Origin of the sequence: Clostridium sp. UBA7791 (assembly GCF_002480755.1) — a bacterium.
Lineage (GTDB): Bacteria > Bacillota > Clostridia > Clostridiales > Clostridiaceae > Clostridium_J > Clostridium_J sulfidigenes.
In genome coordinates, this window is sequence record NZ_DLCT01000011.1 from 52,099 (window position 1) to 74,275 (window position 22,177).

The window sequence follows — 22,177 nt, forward strand, 5'->3', positions numbered from 1 at the left end:
TTATATGAAAGATTTAAGGTCATTATTTAAAAAAAATGTTTATATAGAAGTAAAACCGAGCAATAAAGAGGGTGAGATAAAAAGGAGACCACAAGTACCTGATGGAATGTGGAGTAGATGTCCTAAATGCGGTAATACCATATATAGAGGAGATTTAATAAATAATTTAAAAGTGTGTTATTCTTGTGGAGGACATTTTAGACTTACAGCAAGAGAAAGAATTAAGCAAACAATCGATGAAGGAACATTTAAAGAATTATTTGCAGATATGATTTCAGACAATCCTTTAGACTTTCCAGAATATACGGAGAAGGTAAGTAAGATACAAAGAGTTACTAATATGAAAGAGGCTGTTATAGCAGGTATAGGGAATATAGATGGTAATACTGTAGTTATATGTGCTATGGACAGTAATTTTCTCATGGGAAGTATGGGAAGTGTAGTTGGAGAGAAGATTACACGAGCCATAGAATTAGCAACAAAGGAGGAACTTCCAATAGTAATATTTACTTGCTCTGGAGGAGCAAGAATGCAAGAAGGAATATTTTCTCTTATGCAAATGGCCAAAACGTCAGCAGCATTATCCTATCATAATGATAGGGGGTTACTATATATATCTGTACTAACAGATCCAACCACTGGAGGTGTAACAGCAAGTTTTGCAATGATAGGAGATATAATACTTGCTGAACCTAATGCACTTATTGGGTTTGCAGGACGAAGAGTTATTGAGCAAACAATAAAGCAAAAGCTACCAGATAATTTTCAGACAGCGGAATTTCTTTTGGAAAAGGGCTATGTAGATAAAGTTGTACACAGGAAGGATATGAAGAGTACTCTTAGTACTATTATAAAAATACATGTGAATTGAAGATACAAGGAATAGAGGTGTTGGAAGTAGATGGATAACAAGTTTAGCTCGTGGGAAAAGGTAAGTATAGCACGTAGTATTAAGAGACCTACAGCACTTAACTATATTAATAGTATATTTGAGGATTTTATAGAGTTAAAAGGTGATAGAGGCTATGGCGATGATAGTGCCATAGTAGGTGGTATAGCTAAATTTGAAAATAAGAGTGTTACAGTTATTGGAATACAAAAGGGAAATAATACTAAAGAAAATATAGAAAGAAATTTTGGAATGCCAAAGCCAGAGGGGTATAGAAAAGCATTAAGACTTATGCTCCAAGCAGAAAAATTTAAAAGACCTGTAATTATTTTTGTAGACACTCCAGGTGCCTTTTGTGGAATAGAATCAGAAGAGCGTGGTATAGGAGAGGCAATTGCTAAAAACCTTATGACTATGAGTAATTTAAAGGTTCCTATAGTTTCTATGATTATAGGAGAAGGTGGAAGTGGAGGAGCATTGGCTCTTGCTGTTGCTGATGAGGTATGGATGCTTGAGAATTCTATATACTCAATTTTATCTCCAGAAGGATTTGCATCTATTTTATATAAAGATGTTACTAAAGCTAAAGAGGCAGCTGAAATAATGAAAATAACATCTTCAGATTTATTAGGTTTAGGAGTTATTGATAGGGTTATCAAAGAACCTAAAGGAGGAGCACAGGAAGATTCAAATAAAATGATTTTAAGTATAAAAGCAAATTTAAAAGAAGTATTAGAAAGATTAAGTAAAGAACCTGTAGACTCTTTATTGACTAAGAGATATTATAAGTTTAGAAAATTAGGTAAATATATAGAATAAACTAATAAAATATGGTAATATATGACTAATTATAATATAGTATTGATGTAAATTGTTTTAACTTATAGTAAAATGATTATAATACTAATAATAATTGGTCTTATTTTATTTTGTTAATATATAATTAAATGAATAATTGAACTAGCTATTATAATATAGAAGAGACCATAATTAAAATTAAGTATATAAAATGAATGTAGTAAAAGCTATATAAATTTATAAATGAGAGGAATATGATATATGAATAACAAAGTAGTTTTAGTAGTTGATTCTGGTAGCGATTTACCTATTGAATTTATAAATCAACCCAACATAGTAGGTCTACCTATTGGGTGTAATTTCAAAGGCCGAGATATAGAGGATTATTTTGGTCAGACTTTGGATATTAAAGAGTTTTATGATGGTTTAAGAACTGGAGATATGTATACTACATCCCAGATTAATGTATATAAATTTGAAGAAGCTTTTAAAAATATAGTAAAAGAAGGAAAAGCAATTATTTATATAGGACTATCTTCAGGGTTATCAGGAACTGTAAATAATGCAATAAATGCGTCTTTAAGTGTGAAAGAAGAATATCCAGATTGTGATATAACTATAATAGATACATTATCTGCTAGTATGGGAATAGGATTACTAGTATATAAGGTTTATGATATGATGAAAGAAAATAAATCAAAAGAAGAAATAGTTGAGTTTGCGGAAGGAATAAAACTAAAAATAAATCATTACTTTACAGTAGATGATTTAAAGCATTTAAAAAGAGGTGGAAGAGTATCAAGTTCTGCTGCAACGGTGGGAACTTTACTTAGTGTAAAACCAGTACTTCATATGAATAATGAGGGGAAACTAATACCTCTTAGTAAGGTTAGAGGTAGAAAAAAGGCTATGCTAGAGCTTGTAAAAAAATTTGAGGAAAGAAGCATAGGAGAAGAACAACTAATAACTATTTCTCATGGAGATTGTGTAGAAGATGCAAAGTTGTTAGAAGAGTTCTGTAGAAAAAGCGGAAGAGTTAAGGAGTGTATAATTAATAATTTAGGACCGACTATAGGTAGTCATACTGGAGCGGGATTATTAGCACTATTTTTTGTTGGTAATGGAAGAGAAGAGTAAACAAATCAGTAGATTGTGAGTATATAAGTATTATAGAGGTTAAATTACAACCTAATTAGTTTTATTATTTAAGATGGGAGGTTGATTATGAAGAGTATAAGATTACTTAAAATAATCAAAAGGATCAAAAGCAAATCCCAACTTAAAGATGAGATAATCAATAGAAAAAACTATGTATATAATAGAGCGAGAGCAAAGGCTTATGCTGAAGCTTATGCAGAGACTCCCAATGTAAAAGAATACCCTGTATTTAAGGATAATGACTGTGCTAATTTTATAAGTCAAGTTTTAGTAGCAGGCGGAATGAAAATGAAGGGGTCAGATTATAGAAAGTTTACAGATTGGTTTTGTTATACTAAAGATCCAATGGCTTTAAAGAAAGTTTCCCTGACATGGAGAAGTGCGGAATACTTTAGAAAATATTGGGGAAACAAAGATGGCCAAGGAAATAATATGGCAGATGAATTTAAGGAGTTAACAGTAGAAGAAGCAATAGCTAAGTTTGATGAACTATATACTTATATTATGATAGGTGATGTTATACAATATGCAGACAGTAACAAAAAAATATATCATTCTCAAGTAGTACATGCTAAAGAGTTTAATGTAGCATTAAACAGAAATGACTTATTCATAGCTCAGCATTCATTGAATAGAAAGCATGTATCTTTATACGAATACTTAAAATTATTAAAGAACAAAAAGGGAAGATATATTTATATTTATCATTTTTAATTGTTTAAAGTTTTGTAGATGTATTTCTACAAAACTTTTTTATTATTATTTACTATTAAAATATGGTAAGAAGGAATAAGTGGTATAATAGAAGTAAAACATATAGTATATAAAATAGAGTAATTTTGTAATAGATTTATATATGAATGTAAGAGGTTAATTATGATGGAGGTTAATATGGATAAATTAAATAGAAATGATAGTTGTTGGTGTGGAAGTGGATTAAAATACAAAAAGTGTCATATGGAGCAAGATAAGTATTTAGAAAAGTTAAGTGAACAGTATGGATATAAAATACCAAGAGAAATTATAAAATCTCAAAAGGATATAGATGGAATAAGAAAAAGTTGTGCTCTAACTAAAGATATACTAGATATGGTAGAAGAAAAAATAACAGTAGGAATATCTACAGAAGAAGTAAATAGATGGGTCCATGAATATACAGTATCCCATGGAGCATATCCAGCACCTTTGGGATATCATGGTTTTCCTAAGAGCACCTGTGTATCTATAAATAGTGTGGTTTGTCATGGTATACCAGACGAAGAAACTATAATAAAAGATGGTGATATAGTTAATGTTGATGTAACTTGTATTCTAGATGGTTATTATGGTGATTCAAATAGAACGTTTCTCATAGGAAATGTTAGTGATAAAGCAAAAGATTTGGTACAAACTGCTAAAGAGTGCTTAAAGGTAGGAATAGAGCAAATAAAACCTTTTAATACTTTAGGAGACATAGGATTTGCTATAAATCAGCTTGCAACTAGCAAAGGATATTCTGTAGTTTATGATTATGGTGGTCATGGTGTAGGTAATGAATTTCATGAAGAACCTTTTGTACCTCATATAGGACAAAAAGGCGAAGGGATGATTCTCTTACCAGGAATGACATTTACAGTAGAACCAATGATAAATGAAGGGGTACCGGAAACTGTTGTGTTAGATGATAACTGGACTGCCGTTACAGAAGATAACAAGTTATCTGCTCAGTGGGAACACACCATACTGGTTACTGAAGATGGTTATGAAATATTAACTTAATTTATATTTGTATACAATAGGATTAAAATTTAATATTAAATTGAAGATATTTGTCTAAAAATACAAGAAATTATTTTGTCATTAAGAAAATGTATAAGTACATTATTATGGTGCTGTATGGTATAATATGTAATAAAGATAGATAGTTGGGAGTTATTTAACAATAATCTACATTAAACTTAATATTATTTTAATTAGGTAGGTACTAAATATGAAGATAATTAATGAAAGATATAAAATAGTGGAATTATTAAACCAAAATAGAATTTATTCTGTATATGAAGCCATAGACATAAATAATAACATGTCTATGGTAAACATTTATGTTGTAAATAATTCTAATATAGAAAATAAAATAATTAATTATTGTATATCTGAATATGAAAAAATACCCACTATAAAAAATGATGTTATAAGAATTTTAGATTTTGGTGTAGTAAACAGTGTAGATAACAAAGATAAGATGGATAATTATTATTACACTACAGAAGTATATAGTGATTACAAGTTATTGCTAGATGCTGTAGAAGGCATTTCTGAAGAAATATTAATTAAAGTATTTTTAGAAATATGTGTAGTAGCACATAATCAAAGTTACAATTATATGAAAGTAGTTCCATTTAGTGATGACAATATATATGTAAGTTTAGATTTTAAAGTTAAATTAAAAGATAAATTAACCGCACTTTTACAATCAAGAGAAACAGGCATAGCTAGTTATTCAGAAGACATAGAAGAGGTTACTTCTAATAAATTTAAAGAAGAAAGATACTATATAAATAGATTATGTGAAATATTAATTAATATTTCATTAAAAAATAAAGGAAGATATAGAGATTCTAAAACTTGTAAAATAATTACAAAACACATGGGAAGTAATGAAGGACAAGAATATAAAGAGTTGTTTGGAGTAAAACTATATAATTTAATAGATAAACTATGTAGTAGTAGAGATAACTCAATAAATAGTATTTTTGATATTATTAAACAAGTTAATTCCATATATAACATGAACTTTAAATATGAAGTTAGTAGTGAAAAAAGAGAATTAAATTTTAATATCCCATTAATAGGTAGAGATGAAGAGCTAAAAATGATTATGGAGTCCATAAATCATATAGTTAAATATCATGAAACTAAAAATATTATATTAATTCATGGTGAAATTGGAATAGGTAAGACTCGGTTATTAAAACACATAAAATACATTATGAATGTTAAAGAAAATAAAAGACTTAGATGTTTTTATATGAAAAGTAATAAAGAAGAATCTACAAAGGTTACTATTGCACAGTTATTAAGAAAAATAGTGAGTATTGCAGATAAAAATTTAATTAGCAAATATAAGAAAGAAATAATGCTGCTAGCTCCAGACATTTATGGAGATAATAATAATGAAAATTTGGGATATTTTAAGCTAGAAAATAAAGAAAGACTTATACTTATAGCTAAGATATCATCATTTTTACAAGAGTATTACTATGATAATCCAGGGGTAATTATTATAGATGATATGAATATGTATGATACATTAACACTAAATTTAATTCAATATATGTTGAACAAAACCTATTTTAGGACTAATGTGCTTATTATTATTGGATATAGGGATGGTGATTGCCTTAATAACAATAATTTTACACAGTTTATTGAATACATTGCAGATAAAGTTGCGTTAAATGTTCACCTTAGATCATTAACAGAGAGCAATTCTGCAAAGATGCTAAGAAATATATTAAATATTGAGAAGATATCCGATGAATTTATAAGTAGATTTTATAAATATTCAATGGGAAATCCATTATTCATTGAAGAGTCCTTAAAGGATTTATGTAATAGAGAAATCATATATTTAAACGAAGAAAATGGTAGATGGTATAAGCCTGATAACCATGATATGTATATGCCAGTGAATATGGAAAAGGTCTGTGAAGCCCAATTAAAAGATGTAGACAAACTATCCTATGAAATTTTATATATAATTTCATTCTTTTATACACCAATGCCAGTAAGAGTATTAAAAGATGTACTTACAACAAATGAAAGTGATGTAGATAATGTAGTTGATCAGTTGGTAGCTAAGGGTATATTATATAGTTCCATAGGCGATAATGGATTTGTGTATACCTTTTATAATAAATTTTTAAGAAGTTATCTATACAAGGATGTAGATCAATCTATAAAAAAAGATACTCATAGAAAAATAGTAGTAGTACTTGAACGATATTGCTATGATGAATTAAATATCTATATAGAAGAACTTATCTATCATCTTGAGATTTTAGGGCTTAGTAGAAAACTTATATACTACTATAAGAAGAACGAGCAGAGATTAGAGAATATAAACAGTGTGAATGAAGCTATAAGACATAGTTTTAAGATTCTTCAAATCATTGATAAGTTTCAAAATAGAGATGAATTTATTAATGATGAAATAGAAACTAATATGAATTTAGGTAAGTTATACAATAGTATATCTGAAAAAAGTGTAGCATTAGAATATTATATTAAAGCTCAAGAACTATGTAAGTTTCAAGATAAGATAATTACTAATATAGATATTATGGTAGAAATGATCTGGATATACATAGATTTGTGTATGGAAGAAGAGATTGAGCACTATACTAAGAAAATATCAAAAGCACTAGAAAATGTAGATTATTTAAAAGGTACTATAGAATACTTAAGAATAATAGTAAGAAATTCATATAATACTGGAAAGTATGAGAAGATTAAAGATGTATGTAAGGAAGGAATAAGCCTTTGTAAAGAAGAGCATATGGATTATAAAGTTGGTTTCTATAATAGCTATTGTAATGCACTGATTGCCCAATGTAAGGAAGAAGAAGCTTTAAAGATATTAAAAGGAACAGTTACTGAATGTTATGAAAAGAACTATACTAAGGCACTACCTAGAATATATAATAGCATTGGAGTTATATATGGTGATTATTATCAATATGGTGATGAAGCACTGAGTTGGTTTGATAGGCTTTATGAAATAAGTAAGCTTGAACAAAACAAGTTTTATGAAGTAATAGCTTTATCTAATATGGGATTTTTTAGTTATGTTTTAGTAAATTATGATGAAGCATATAGGTGTTTAAATAAGGCCTCTAATATAGCTACTCAAAATGAATTAATATATATGAATTTTTATAATTATGTATATATGGCATCTACATTATATAAACAAGGAAAGTATTCTGAATGTTTTAGATATATAGATATATGCAACAAATATATAGAAAGAAATTCAATTTTTGAGCAAGAGTTAGTTCCATACTATATATTGGAATATTATATGAATTCCTTAATTGGTAATAGACAAAAAGCTATGGATTATTTATTAGAAGGTAAAAAGGCTTTTGATAATACGAATTCTTTAATGAAATATAAAATGGAGCTACTTTGTATTATAAACAAGATACTCTTAGAGAGAAAAATGAAAAGTATAGAAGAGGTAATTGAAGCTAGTGAAAAGATATTATATGTAGATTTAAGGGTGTCAATGTTATCCGATGGAGTTTTACAACTTTTAAATCAAGACTTAAATAGTGTAGCTACAGAAATATTTTATTACATTAAAAAGTTTGAACATGAAATAAAGTCTGATCTTAATAAATTGACTTTAATATATATTGAAGCTGTTATAGATAAATGTATGCCTATAGATGCCTTAGAAGAGGCATTAGCTCAATATAAGGATATTAAAAATTCTAATTTATCCTGGAAAATATATTATAAAATAGGATATACCTATTATGAGAATGGAGATAGGGCTAAAGCAGCGTTATATATTTCAGAGGCCTGTGATATAATACAGGATATATTATTGCAAATTCCTAAGAACTATAGAAAATATTTTTTACAGAATCAAGGAAACATGGTGGATTGCTTTCGAATATTATTGCAAATAAAAAGTTACTATAATCAAAGAAAAGGAATAAAGTTAGACCAAATAAATATTAATACAACAGAAAATATTGAAGATTTATTTCAAATTATATTAGAGAGTGATTTTGTAAATGAAGAATTTATAAAATCCTTAAAGGATTCATCTAAGGATTATCTTACAGATATTGATAGTATTGAGGACTTACTAAATAACTTATGTGGAAATAGTCAAGAAAGTATGGACATCATATGCAAATATATAAGTTATATTAGTTTAGCAACGAAAACTAATATAATAATAGAGAATAATAATAGATTTTCTGTAGTGTCAAGTGATGGAAATGATGTAGAACTCCCAAATGATATGTCTATAGTTAACATAGCTAGAAATAAGGGAATACCTATTAGGTTAAGTAGAAAAGTTATTTGTGATGCCAATGGGAATATACTAAGTTATGATATCGAAAATGATATAAAAGCAGCTATGTGTATACCAATAACTCAAATTTCTAAAAACAGTAGAGGTATGAGTAAATATGATTATAATCATGATGTGTTAGGATATGTATATGTGGAAAGTAAAAGGAAGTTAAATAACATAAATGAGGAGACAATGCACCAGTGTGTAACTATAGGTAAAATCTTGTATATGATAATTGATAAACTTAATATAAAAAGAAATTCTACTATAGACAAGTTGACTAAGACATTAACAAGAAGGTATTTAGAATCATTTATTCATGAACAGATAGACAGATCTTTTAATTTTAATTCTGAATTTTCAACTATAATGGTAGATATAGATAAATTTAAAACCATTAATGATACTTTTGGACATAGGATGGGTGACCAAGTATTAAGTAAGATATGTGAAGTAATTATAAAAAATATTAGACAAGATGATGCAGTAGGAAGATATGGTGGAGAAGAATTTATTATTGTATTACCTAATACAGGTATAGAGGAAGCTAAGAGTATAGCTGAAAGAATTAGAGTGAAAATTTATCAGGCAAAAGTTATGGGAGATAAAAGAGTAGTAACTGTAAGTTTAGGCGTAGCTAATTATCCTAATCATACGACTACCTATGAAGAGCTTATTGAAAAAACGGACCAAGCTTTATATGCAGCTAAAAATAGTGGTCGTAATGCTACTAGAGTATGGGAAGAATCCTATGGTTCTAAAATAAGTACTACAAATAAATTAAGTGGTATATTTGTAGGTAGTGAAAATCAAGACTATAAGAATGTCTCAACTTTAATTGAATTCATAGATTTAATTAATTCAGAGGGAAATGTAGATGAAAAAATTGCCATCACAATTAATAGAATTACAGAAATTGTTGAAGCAGATTCATGTACCTTGTTTACTATAAAACAAGGGGAATTAGTCAATAGATACTCTAAAATTATAGATGAAACACGCAATGAATTTGATGAAATACGTAAATACAATAAGATTAGGGCTACAATAAATTCAGGAGAAAATATTTGTGGAGTAGATTGGGATTGCATAGATGAATATGATGAAATTAAAAACATTCCTGATTTAAAATCTAATATTATAGTTTTATTAAAAGACAAAATAAATATAATTGGAGTAATATACTTAACAGCATCAATTAATCATAAGGAGTTTACTTATGATGAATTAAATTTTATTAATACCTTAGGTAAAATAATTGTTCCAATCCTAAAAGAATATCAATAATATTAAATTTATAGGTATGAAATTAGAGAGCTAGTTTCATACCTTTTATCATAAATAGATAATTAATAAAAACTTAAAAGTATATATTTTTATATATAGTATATATAAGATATACTTTAAGTAGGAGGTATAGCGCTTTTCCATAGGGAAAGGTACTTATAAGTTATTTTAAATTTATATTAAAATATAATAATGAATATTAAAGTTTAGGAGATAAATAATAGTAGTACTATTAAAAGATAAAATAATAAAATAGCAGGAGGAGAAAGATGAATTATAATTTAGGAAAAATATATCATGGATTTAAGTTTCATAGAGAAGAAAAGGTTGAAGAAATAAATTCTATAGCTAGAGTTTTTATACATGAAAAAACAGGGGCAAAATTATTACATCTGGAAAATGATGATTCTAACAAAGTATTTGCAATAGGGTTTAAAACACCACCAAGCGATGATACTGGAGTTGCTCATATATTAGAGCATAGTGTATTATGTGGTTCACGCAAATTTCCTACAAAAGAGCCCTTTGTAGAACTTATAAAAGGATCATTAAACACGTTTCTAAATGCTATGACCTTTAGTGATAAAACTATATATCCACTAGCAAGTAAAAATGAAAAGGACTTTTTTAATTTAATGGATGTATATTTAGATGCAGTGTTTTATCCTAATATATATAATACAAAGGAAATTTTAATGCAAGAAGGTTGGCATTATGAGTTAGAAAATGCTGAAAATGAGCTAACTTATAAGGGTGTAGTTTATAATGAAATGAAAGGAGCATTTTCATCACCAGATGGAGTGTTAATGAGAGGAATTCAAAAATCTTTATTTGAACATAATACCTATGGATTTGAATCAGGTGGAGATCCAGAATTCATACCAGATTTAACTGAAGAGGAGTTTTTAGGATTTCATAGTAAATACTACCATCCATCTAACAGCTATATATTCTTATATGGAGATGGAAACTTAGATGAAAGATTAGCATTTATTAATGACAATTACTTAAACAATTTTGAAAAAAAGGATATTGATGCTGAAATATTACCAGAGAAGCCTTTTAAAGAAATGAAAGAGGTTGTAACAGAATACTCTATTTCTAATGAAGATAATGAAGATGAAAAAACTTTCATGGCATTAAACTTTGTTACTGGAGAATGTACTAATGATGAATTATATATTAGTCTAAGTGTTTTAGAATATCTTTTATTAGAAACTCAAGGAGCTCCATTAAAACAAGCAATCCTTGATGCTAACCTAGGAAAGGATGTATATGGAAGTTTTGATAATGGGATTTTACAACCGGTATTTAGTATAGTACTTAAAAATAGTGATGCAAATAAAAAAGAAGAATTTAAGAATGTAGTGTTTGATACATTAAAATCTTTAGTTAAAAATGGAATTGATAAAAAACTAATAGAGGCATGCATAAACATTACAGAATTTAAGTTAAGAGAAGCAGATTTTCAGGGAATGCCTAAAGGTTTATTCTATTATATGACAGCTATGGATAGCTGGCTACATGATGGAGATCCGTTAATTCACTTAAAATATGAAAAGAATATGGAAAAAATAAAGAAAGCACTAACTTCAAATTATTTTGAACAATTAATTGAAGAATATATATTAAACAATAATCATAGCTCATTAATAGTATTAGCGCCTAAAAGGGGTTTAGCAGATGAAAAGGATAAAAAATTAAGAACTGGATTAAAGGAATATAAAGAAAATCTATCTGTTGAGGAAATACAAGACATAATTAATGAAACAAAGTCTTTAATAAATAGACAGAACACTCCTGATCCAGAGGAAATATTAGAGACTATACCGGTATTATCTATAGATGATATAGACGAAAAAGTTGAAGAATTAGGTGTTATAGAAGAGGATGCTTCTGGAGTGAAACTACTTCATCATGATGCATTTACAAGTAAAATTGCTTACTTAGATTTTATGTTTGATAGCAGAACCATAGCACAAGAAGATATTTCATATCTAAGTCTATTAACCACACTATTAGGAAAAATTAATACTAAAACCTATAGTTATGTAGATTTATCTAATGAAATACTAATTAATACAGGTGGAATATATTTTAAAAATGAAGTATATGGTGATAGTAAAGATGTCCTTAGATATAGTACTTACCTTGAAGGACATTGTAGTGTAGTAGTAGATAGAGTTCCAAGAGCTTTAGAAATCTTGGCAGATATAATTAAGAATACATCCTTTGAAGATAAAAAGAGAATAAGAGAACTTATAAGAGTTTTAATATCAAGAATAGAAATGAAGCTTATGGATAGAGGACATCAAGTTGCAACTACAAGATTAGGATCTTATTTTTCTCCTGCTTATGAATATATAGAAAAAACTTCAGGATATGAGTATTATAAGTTCTTAAAGGAGATAGAAAATAATTTTGATGATAGAATAGACAGTGTTATTTTAAAATTTCAAGCTATAATGAATAAGGTATTTAATAAAAATAGCTTAATAGTAGCAGTAACTGGTAAAGATGAAGAAGTTAGTGCTGTAAAGAAGAACATTTCAGAGATATTAGAAGTATTATCTGATGAAGAAGTACAAATTAATAAGTACAGCTTCCATGAAGAAAACAAAAATGAAGGAATGCTTACTCCATCTAATGTCCAATATGTAGCAAAGGGATATAACTACAAAAAATTAGGATATGAATACACAGGAAAGTTATTAGTGCTAAAAACTATAATTGGCATGGATTATCTATGGAATAAAGTTAGAGTACAGGGTGGAGCTTATGGAGCTTTTGCTAATATAGTGAGAAGTGGTAATTTTATGTTTGCTAGTTATAGAGACCCTAATATAAAAGAGACCTTAAAGACGTATGATAATGCAGCTAAATACTTGGATAATTTTACAACTACAGATAGAGAAATGCTAAAATACATTATAGGAACTATAAGTGAACTAGACATGCAATTAACTCCATCCATGGCAGGAGATGCAGCAGTTAGCTATTATATAAGAAGAATATCTAAGGCAGATAGACAGCAGGAAAGAAAAGAAGTGTTATCTACTACAGTTAAGGATATTAATAGCTTCTCAAAATTAGTAGCAGATGTTATGAAGATGAATTATATAGTGGTTCTTGGTAATGATGGTAAGATTAAAGAAAATAAAGATGTATTTAAAAACTTAGAAAATGTGTTTAACTAAGGGGGGAGAAATTTAATCAGAAGTTATAATTTACTTATGAATTCTGATTAATATTAATTATGATAAATGATAGTATATATGGAGAAGGAGAGATCGCTCTAGAAGATGCAATAGGAGAAATGTTAGTTAATAAGGGTTTAACTATTTCTACTGCAGAATCATGTACAGGAGGAATGGTTGCAGCAAGATTAATTAACTATCCTGGTATATCAAAAAGTTTACTTGAAGGAGTAGTAACATATAGTAATGAAGCTAAAATCAATAGAATTAACGTAAAAAGAGAAACTCTTGAGAAATTTGGAGCTGTTAGCCATCAGGTAGCAGCTCAAATGGCTGAAGGAATAGCGAAGACTTCAGGAGCTGATATAGGAATATCAACTACAGGAGTAGCAGGTCCAGGTGGAGGAACTGCTGAGAAACCAGTAGGAAGAGTATATATAGGATTATATTATAAAGGCAAGGTTACGACAAAAGAATTAAACCTTTCTGGAGATAGGCAAGAAATAAGAGAAAAATCTACTATAAATATTTTAGATATGTTAAGAAATGAATTATTAAATGATAAATTAATATAAAAAAGTAAAGCACCCATGTAAATGAGGGTGCTTTACTTTTTATGTTTATGCTTATTTTTATTATCCTTATTAATTAAAATAGAAGACAAATCAGTACCAATTAAGTTGTTAATATTTATATATCCATTACCTTGTTTATATTTTTTATCATTTATTAAGGTTGAATTTATTCTCAATAAAGTATATATATCATCAAAGGTAAACTCGTTGTTTATTTCAAATAATAGTGCACAGATACCTGCTATAAAAGCACAGGATATAGAGGTTCCACTACGAATAGTATAAGGTGATGTAAGAGGTGGGGGATATATTTTCTCACCATCTCTCTCAGATATATAATTACAGTCAGTGTTTAAAGATATAATATCATCACTGGCAGCAACAAAATCAGGTTTTTTTAATATTTTATTAGAGCCGCAACAGGAATAATCACTTATTTTATAAGTAGAATTTGTATCTATTCCACCTATTGTAAGCACTTTATCAGATAGAGCAATACCTTTTATAGTATCTTCTTTATCTTCATTATTACCAGAAGGTACAACTATTATTATGTTTTTATTTCTAAGTATAGTAAAAATTTTATCATATAGAGATAAAATAAACTTATTTAAAGTAGTTATTTCAAAAGGTGCACATACTATTTTTATATTAAATTCATCAATACTATTATATAAACATTCCAAAGCAAATAAAGTAGCTGAAATATACCCTTTACCAAGCTTATTAAAGGCTTTTACCATAACTAAATGGCTATTAACAGCAATGCCATGTTGTTTTACTTTTTTATTTGTACCTTCTCCACATATTAATCCAGAAATAAAAGTCCCATGACCATTGTCATCATAAGGGTATGTTGAACCATTAATTATATCAATAAATTTTTTTACTTTATTTGATGGGGTAGATAAATCTATATGTGGATACACGCCACTATCAATAATACCAATACCTATGCCTTTACCGGAAACCTCTTTATTTTTTAACACTTCAAATCTTTTATTGTCTAAAAAAATTCCATTGGCATGAAGGATATTTTTGTTGCATAAAAATGCTATGTCGTCAATGCATATATATTTGACTTCCGGAAGCTCTATAATTCTTTTAATAGCTCTTTTGGTAGCAAGAACACATAAACAATGCAAGGATTTAATATTATACAAGACTTCACCTTTTGAGGATTTAATGTTTTTCTCTATTGAACTTTTAATGCTACCATATTTAATTATTATTCTATATCTATTATAAATATCATTATCCATCATATTTTTAAGAGTCGGATCAAGTTTTTTATTAAAAAGCATAAAATACTCCTTATATACTTATTACACTTATTAGTATATGTAAACTAAAAATATTTGTTAAAGCTTTTATTTATTGTAAAAATAAAAGCTAAGATTAAGAATTTTTATATTCTAATCTTAGCTTTTAAAGCTTTATATATTTTATTATAAATTATATATGTTCTTACACATAGAGAAAAATGCTCTTGCAATAGGAGTAAGAGTTCTTTTAGAACTTACTATTAAGAAGAGATCTCTTCTTAAGTCTACATTTTCTACTCGACTTATACGCATGTTACCACTAATAAAACCATCATCACATAAGCTTTTACTAATTATAGAAATTCCTAATCCTAGATTAATAAGTTTAAGTTGAGCATGTACACTATTTACCTCACAAAGAACTTTTAATTTCTTAGGATCTATTTTGTTAGCATGAAGCTGAGCTTCTAAAGTATGTCGAGTGGCAGATTCTTTTTCTCTTATTATAAAAGGATATTTTATTAAATCATCAATAGAAATAGTTTCAGGTAAATTTAATTTAGGATTAGAAACAATAACAAGTTCATCTTCCATTATCTTATAACTATTTATTTTTGAATTATCTATGATTGTACCAACTAAACCAATTTCACATTTAAGATCTATAATATCTTTAATTATAGATACAGAACCTTGTTCTTTAATGTTAAATTTAACGTTTGAGTAGAGTTCACTAAAGGTTGAAACAAGAGTAGGTAGTAAGGAATTGCATGGAGTAGTGCTAGCAGCAATGTTTAAGACACCAGTAATATTATTATTGAAGTTAGATAGATCGGTGATAGCATTATTCCTTAAATTTATAATATCATTAGCATATTGTAGAAAAGATTCTCCTACAGGTGTAAGATTAACTTCCTTAGATGTTCTATCAAATAATTGAATATTAAGTTCTTTTTCTAAACTAGAAATATGAGAACTTATAGTAGGTTGAGATAGGTAAATAGCATTTGCAGCCTTAGAAAAACTTCTAAGTTTAGACACTGTAATAAATGCTTCTAATTGTTTAAAATCCATAGTCTACCTCCTATTAATAATAATTTAAGATTTAATAATTCGATTTATATGAAAAAAGATTTCTATTTGAGAACAGTTAAAACTCCTTACGAAAAAATAGAAAAGATAGAAGCTATCCTTTCCATTTAAAAACTATAATTCCAACTATCATTATGACAACACCGATGCATTCTCGTATTCCATATCCAGCTTCAGTAGAGCCAAACCAACCAAAATGATTGATAAGTGCAGCTGCAATAAGTTGGGCAATAAGAATAGTTGCTACAGCTATAGCCGGACCAAGACTAGACATACCCTTAATTACTGTAAACGTAATAACAGCACCCAATACTCCGGCCAAAAGGTAAAGTTTGTTAGCATCTTTTAAATTTCTAAAGGTACCGTCACCTGCAAAGAATAACACTATTAGGGCAGTTATAAGTGCAATAGCTTGGGTTAATACTGTGGTCTCCCATAGTCCAATTTTTTTTGAGAGTTCTGTATTAAATACACCTTGAACACTCATAGTTACCCCTGCAATTATTGAGAAAATTATACCCAACATAAAAACTTTCACCATCCTTTTAAAGATAGCTTACCCTAATATGGATATAATTATTTAAAATTTAAGGGGTATATCTTCGCTTAATTTTATTAATTATAAAGTTAAAATCATAGAAAAGAAATTGTTTTTAATATTAAAACTCTTTTAAATCATAACTTTTAACTAAGGTATCCCTTCTATTGTTGAGTTGTTTCCAAATCTCGATTTTATTTATCTTAGTAAAATTAAACAAATCAGTTTTATCTTTATTTTCATCTAAGGTAAATAAGTTATTTGAATAAGCCTTTCTAATTGCGTTGTTAGCATTAGAAATAGGCATGTTAAAATAGGATAGTGTTGAGAAATCTTTAACACTTATACCATGAGTATTAAACATGTCAAACATGCTTCTAGATATCTTGTTTATGTATCCTTTATCTTTAACTTTTAAGTTTACGGTATTAGATGTATCGTTAATGAAAATGTCATTATCAATTCCAACTTTAAATTTTTTATAAGGAGATAAAATTTTTGAGATTATCTCATCTAATTTATCAAGCTCTGTATTAGAGACAGAACCTAGAGGAATGTACAAATTAGATATGTTTTTATACAACTTATATTTCTTATTTAAAAATTTTTGGATAGATATAATGTCATCAACAGATTTATCATCCACCAATGCAACTAAATAATATTTCATTTTTTCCTCCCGAATGTAGATTTTTATTATAAAGTATTATATCATTATAAAATACTTTAACGCTACAATTAACAGTATTATAACATATAATAATAGGTTATAATAGACATATATAGTTAATTATATTTTTACTTTTATATGTCTATAAAAATAAAAATTAAAAATTACACTTATAAATTTAAAATTTTTATTAAAATATACGAACATTGTGATATAATTATAATTATGAGATTTTAACATTTAAAAATTAGGTTTAATTGACATAGATATAGATAGACATGGAATTAAGTTAACATATGTAAAGTATGGACATTATATAAATAGTGAGGATGATACCTGTATGGAAAAATTAGTTATAAATGGAGGCAATCCATTATTTGGAAATGTAAATATTAATGGCGCAAAAAATGCAGCTGTAGCAATTTTACCAGCAGCAATTTTAGCATCTAAGGGAGTTTGTACAATAGAGAATGTTCCTAATATAGAAGATATAAATTGTTTAGAAATTATTTTAGAATATTTAGGATGTAAGGTAGAATCAAGTTGTAATTCAATAAAAATTGATAGCACAAATATAGTAACAACCAATGCTACAATCCCAGAAGTAAGGAATATGAGAGCATCCTATTACTTATTAGGATCATTATTATCTAGATTTAAAAAAGCTAGAGTAGAACTTCCAGGGGGCTGCCCTATTGGAGATAGACCAATAGATCAGCATATCAAAGGATTTGAAGCCTTAGGAGCTACAGTTACCATAGAACATGGTGCAGTAAATCTGGTTGCAGAAAAATTAGTTGGAACAACTATATATTTTGATGTAGTTAGCGTAGGAGCTACTATAAATATCATGCTTGCGGCAGTTCTTGCGGAAGGAACTACAGTTTTAGAGAATGCAGCAAAAGAACCACATGTAGTAGACGTGGCCAACTTCTTAAATACTATGGGGGCAAATGTAAAAGGTGCTGGAACGGATGTAATAAAGATTACTGGAGTAGAGGAACTTTCAGGATGTAATTATTCAGTTATACCAGATCAAATTGAAGCTGGAACCTTTATGATAGCAACAGCAGCTTGTGGTGGAGATGTTACATTAAATAATGTAATACCAAAACACTTAGAATCTATTTCAGCAAAGCTTTTGGAAATGGGTGTAGAAGTTATAGAAGATGAGGATAAAGTTATAGTTAGAAGTGGAAATAACCTTAAAGGTGTAAATATAAAGACTTTACCATATCCAGGATTTCCAACAGATGTACAACAGCCAATGAGTACTCTTTTAACTATGGCGCAAGGAAGAAGCATTGTAAATGAAAGTATATATGAATCAAGATTTAAGCATATAGATGAGTTAAAGAAGATGGGTGCAAATGTTAAAATAGAAGGTAGAATAGCTATAATAGATGGAGTTAAAAATTTATCTGGAGCTAATGTTAAAGCTACAGATTTAAGAGCAGGTGCAGCTTTAGTTATTGCAGGTCTTTCAGCCCAAGGAAAAACTGAAGTTGAAGGCATTGAACATATAGATAGAGGATATTTGTATATAGAAGAAAAATTTAAAGCTTTAGGTGCAGATATTAGAAGAGTAAATATATAAGTTTTATATGTATTTTAGATACTAGATTGAGGAGATAATTATGAAATTTTGCCCATTATTTAGTGGTAGCAGTGGGAATAGTATATTTGTATCAGAAAACAATAGTAACATTCTAGTGGATGTGGGAATGCCAGGTAAGGCTATCGATAAAGAATTAGGGGACATAGGTATAAATCCTAATTCTATAGATGGTATATTTATTACTCATGAACATTCAGATCACATTAAAGGGGCCGGAGTATTTTCAAGGAAATACGATATTCCTATATATGCACCAAGTCTCACCTGGGAAGCCATGGATGGGAAAATTGGAAATATTAAGGATAAAAATATAAAAATAATTGATGGTAAGTTTACTGAAATTAATGATTTGACCATAGAGAATTTTCCTATACCTCACGATGCAGTATGCCCTAGAGGTTATAGAGTACATGGCTCTAAAAAATCATGTTGTATAGCTACTGATTTAGGTCACTTTTCTATAGAAGTAAAAATGGCACTAGAAGATAGTGATATGATTTTAATAGAGAGTAATCATGATATAGAAATGGTTAAATTTGGACCATATCCATATCCATTAAAGCAAAGAATACTAAGTGCAAAAGGACATTTATCCAATGAAGATTGTGGTAAAGCTATAGTAGATATTTTAAAAGGAAATCATAAAACTATATACTTAGGGCATCTAAGTAAAACAAATAATTATCCGGAGCTTGCTTATGAAACTGTAGCAAGTGTATTAAGGGAAAACAATATTAGCGTAGAAAAAGATATAGAATTAAAAATGTGCAATAGAGATAGGCATAGTATATTATCAGAAATATAAACAGAGTTCTTAGCTTCTTTGAAGCTCTAGAAGTCGTTATCCAGGGACGTAGCCACTCTTTACTCCCACTTTGAAGAAGATGGTAGTATTAGAGTGGGAGTCATCGGATAAAAAGTTTGGTTAGTAATAGGAGGTGTAGAATGAAAAAGAAGACCTTTAGTTTAGTATTAACAATAACAGTAGTTGTAATAGCACTAGTTGTAGGCGGAATTTACCTTACAAAAACTATGAGTATAAAGAAAGATAAGGCAAGTATAATAAGTAAAGAGAAACTTGAAAATACTAAAGGAGCTACAGAGGATGATGGCTATATTGATATAACTTTATACTTTGGAGGAGATGCTGAAAAGTCCGAGCTCATAAAGGAAGAGAGACTAATTAATAGTGAGGATTTAATAGGTGAGATGATCATGCAAGAACTCATCAAAGGGCCAGCTAAAGTTAGTGAAAAAAGCAAGCCTATTTTACCAAAGGAAACAAGGCTTTTAAGTTTTTCTATTAAGGATGGCATAGCAAATATTAATTTAAGCCCAGAAGCTATGTTTGAAATGTCTGAAGTTCAAGAAGTAACAATACTTAAGTCTATATCAAACTCTTTGAGTCAGCTGAAATCTGTGAGTAAAATAATGATTACAGTAAATAATCAAGGTGTTGAAAGTTTAGGTGGAAACTATAATATATCAAAACCATTTACTAAGGATGAAATAATTACGTTAAAAATACAGAAATAAGATATTATTGAAAGATAAATAAAAATTTATTATAATTAATAAAATAGATAAACAAATTTTGTTATAAAGAAGGAGAAAATAACATGAGCATATATAGCAATTGGACAAATTATGTTGTAGAGTATGTAAAAGAAAATGGAGAACCTGCATTTTGGAAAGAGTATGCAAAGGTTGAAAAATCAATATATACAAAAGCCTTAGCAATTGATGGCGGTGTTATTAGTGGAAAGTTCTCTGAATTAGTTAAAGAATTTGACGTTAATGAAATTTACTTTATGGGATTCTTAGATGGAATAAATGAAAGTATAGATAAAGAATTAGATCTTGAAGCTATAGAAAGTGATTCAGAAGTTAGCTTCAAAATAGATTATGAAAAACTATACTTCAATATGCTTGATTCTAAAGCAGACTATCTTTATACATTATCACAATGGGATAGAATATTCTCACCAGAAAAAAGAAAAGAGATACAAAAAACTTGGAGAGAATCAAAAACAGTAATAAATGAAGTTAAAGTAGGTAGAAATGATGCATGTCCTTGTGGAAGTGGTAAAAAGTACAAGAAATGTTGCGGAAAATAATATAAACATTAGCCCTAGTGAATTTTTTATTCATTAGGGTTTTTTATATATGTATTATTGTAAGATATTCTATATATGGCTATGATATAATTAATTATATGATAAATTTACAGGGGGATTGTTTATGGATAAAAATATGAAATGGCTAAAGGAAAGTAGGGTTAATAGTACAATTAATTCACTTAAAAAGAATGGTATGAATGGCTATTTAGTAAATAGTCATGAAGAACTCATTGAGAAAATTAATGAACTTACCAATGATGGTGATACAGTAAGTTGTGGTGGTTCAATGAGCCTATTTGAAACTGGAGTTATTGATTATTTAAGAAGTGGAAAATATAATTTCCTAGACAGATATGAGGATGGGTTAAGTAAGGATGATTTGAAAAAATTATATAGAAACACTTTCTCTGCTGACGTATATTTTACTAGTACTAATGCAATTACAGAAAAAGGAGAGTTATACAATGTAGATGGCAATGGAAATAGGGTAGCAGCTATGTTATATGGTCCAGATAAAGTAATAATCATAGCAGGAATAAATAAAATTGTAGAGAATATTGAAGAAGCCATTAAGAGAAATGAAAGAGTATCAGCACCTGCAAATTGCAAAAGATTAAATAAAGTTACTCCTTGTGTAAAGGTAGGTCATTGTATGGATTGTTCAAGTGAAGATAGAATTTGCAATGAATATACTATAATAAGAAGACAGGGAAATAAGGATAGGATACATGTAATTTTCTTGAATGAGGAATTAGGATATTAATTAAAATACGAATATTAGAGTAAGTGCTTTGGCAAAATAAGTTAGTCTAAAATATTTTGCTAAAGCACTTTTTTATAACTATATGAAAAATAATGAAAATTAAAGAAAAGTTAAGAGAATGAAAGCTTATC

Annotated in this window: 16 protein-coding genes and 1 pseudogene; 13 read left to right on the forward strand and 4 right to left on the reverse strand. The window is 28.2% G+C overall.

Going from position 1 to position 22,177, the window contains the following annotated elements; genetic code table 11:
* Positions 1–4 precede the first annotated feature (4 nt).
* The 8 genes and pseudogenes from accD to B3Z56_RS14150 all read left to right on the forward strand — a co-directional run.
* Complete coding sequence (gene accD, locus B3Z56_RS14115; RefSeq protein ID WP_346879049.1) at positions 5–871, forward strand: acetyl-CoA carboxylase, carboxyltransferase subunit beta; 867 nt, start codon at positions 5–7, stop codon at positions 869–871.
* Between the two features lie 30 nt (positions 872–901).
* Positions 902–1,708, forward strand: coding sequence for an acetyl-CoA carboxylase carboxyltransferase subunit alpha (locus B3Z56_RS14120; protein ID WP_346879050.1), 807 nt, complete (start codon positions 902–904; stop codon positions 1,706–1,708).
* 240 nt (positions 1,709–1,948) lie between these two features.
* A complete protein-coding gene (locus tag B3Z56_RS14125) occupies positions 1,949–2,824 on the forward strand; it encodes a DegV family protein (protein WP_346849192.1) in 876 nt (291 codons plus the stop codon).
* Between the two features lie 87 nt (positions 2,825–2,911).
* Entirely contained in the window at positions 2,912–3,559 is a 648-nt protein-coding gene (locus B3Z56_RS14130; protein WP_346879051.1) for an amidase domain-containing protein, read from the forward strand.
* Positions 3,560–3,736: 177 nt separating this feature from the next.
* Positions 3,737–4,603: a type I methionyl aminopeptidase gene (map, locus tag B3Z56_RS14135; RefSeq protein ID WP_346879052.1), complete on the forward strand. Its 867-nt coding sequence runs from the start codon at positions 3,737–3,739 to the stop codon at positions 4,601–4,603.
* 211 nt (positions 4,604–4,814) lie between these two features.
* Positions 4,815–10,208, forward strand: a complete 5,394-nt coding sequence (locus tag B3Z56_RS14140) for a diguanylate cyclase (protein ID WP_346879053.1) — start codon at positions 4,815–4,817, stop codon at positions 10,206–10,208.
* A 269-nt stretch (positions 10,209–10,477) separates the two neighbouring features.
* Entirely contained in the window at positions 10,478–13,405 is a 2,928-nt protein-coding gene (locus tag B3Z56_RS14145) for an insulinase family protein (RefSeq protein WP_346879054.1), read from the forward strand.
* Positions 13,406–13,467: 62 nt separating this feature from the next.
* Positions 13,468–13,980, forward strand: a pseudogene (locus tag B3Z56_RS14150) (nicotinamide-nucleotide amidohydrolase family protein); the annotation flags it as partial.
* A 32-nt stretch (positions 13,981–14,012) separates the two neighbouring features.
* Here the strand turns inward: B3Z56_RS14150 and B3Z56_RS14155 are convergent.
* The 4 genes from B3Z56_RS14155 to B3Z56_RS14170 all read right to left on the reverse strand — a co-directional run bounded on the left by B3Z56_RS14155 (position 14,013) and on the right by B3Z56_RS14170 (position 17,545).
* Positions 14,013–15,284, reverse strand: a complete 1,272-nt coding sequence (locus tag B3Z56_RS14155) for a S8 family serine peptidase (RefSeq protein WP_346879055.1) — start codon at positions 15,282–15,284, stop codon at positions 14,013–14,015.
* Positions 15,285–15,428: 144 nt separating this feature from the next.
* Positions 15,429–16,319, reverse strand: coding sequence for a selenium metabolism-associated LysR family transcriptional regulator (locus B3Z56_RS14160; RefSeq protein WP_035134587.1), 891 nt, complete (start codon positions 16,317–16,319; stop codon positions 15,429–15,431).
* Between the two features lie 112 nt (positions 16,320–16,431).
* Entirely contained in the window at positions 16,432–16,863 is a 432-nt protein-coding gene (locus B3Z56_RS14165; protein ID WP_346849199.1) for a DMT family transporter, read from the reverse strand.
* A 133-nt stretch (positions 16,864–16,996) separates the two neighbouring features.
* Positions 16,997–17,545, reverse strand: a complete 549-nt coding sequence (locus tag B3Z56_RS14170; RefSeq protein WP_035134591.1) for a hypothetical protein — start codon at positions 17,543–17,545, stop codon at positions 16,997–16,999.
* A gap of 340 nt (positions 17,546–17,885) precedes the next feature.
* Between B3Z56_RS14170 and B3Z56_RS14175 the strand changes: the two genes are divergently transcribed.
* The 5 genes from B3Z56_RS14175 (at position 17,886) to B3Z56_RS14195 (ending at position 22,046) form a co-directional block, all read left to right on the forward strand.
* On the forward strand, positions 17,886–19,142 hold the full coding sequence (locus B3Z56_RS14175) for a UDP-N-acetylglucosamine 1-carboxyvinyltransferase (RefSeq protein WP_150844350.1): 1,257 nt from the start codon (positions 17,886–17,888) through the stop codon (positions 19,140–19,142).
* A gap of 40 nt (positions 19,143–19,182) precedes the next feature.
* Positions 19,183–19,968 (forward strand): MBL fold metallo-hydrolase, encoded by a 786-nt coding sequence (locus B3Z56_RS14180; RefSeq protein WP_346879056.1) that lies wholly within the window; start codon positions 19,183–19,185, stop codon positions 19,966–19,968.
* A gap of 140 nt (positions 19,969–20,108) precedes the next feature.
* Positions 20,109–20,699, forward strand: a complete 591-nt coding sequence (locus tag B3Z56_RS14185) for a GerMN domain-containing protein (RefSeq protein WP_346876268.1) — start codon at positions 20,109–20,111, stop codon at positions 20,697–20,699.
* Between the two features lie 83 nt (positions 20,700–20,782).
* Positions 20,783–21,280 (forward strand): SEC-C metal-binding domain-containing protein, encoded by a 498-nt coding sequence (locus tag B3Z56_RS14190; protein WP_035134596.1) that lies wholly within the window; start codon positions 20,783–20,785, stop codon positions 21,278–21,280.
* A 124-nt stretch (positions 21,281–21,404) separates the two neighbouring features.
* Positions 21,405–22,046 (forward strand): lactate utilization protein, encoded by a 642-nt coding sequence (locus B3Z56_RS14195; protein WP_346849203.1) that lies wholly within the window; start codon positions 21,405–21,407, stop codon positions 22,044–22,046.
* Positions 22,047–22,177: the final 131 nt, after the last annotated feature.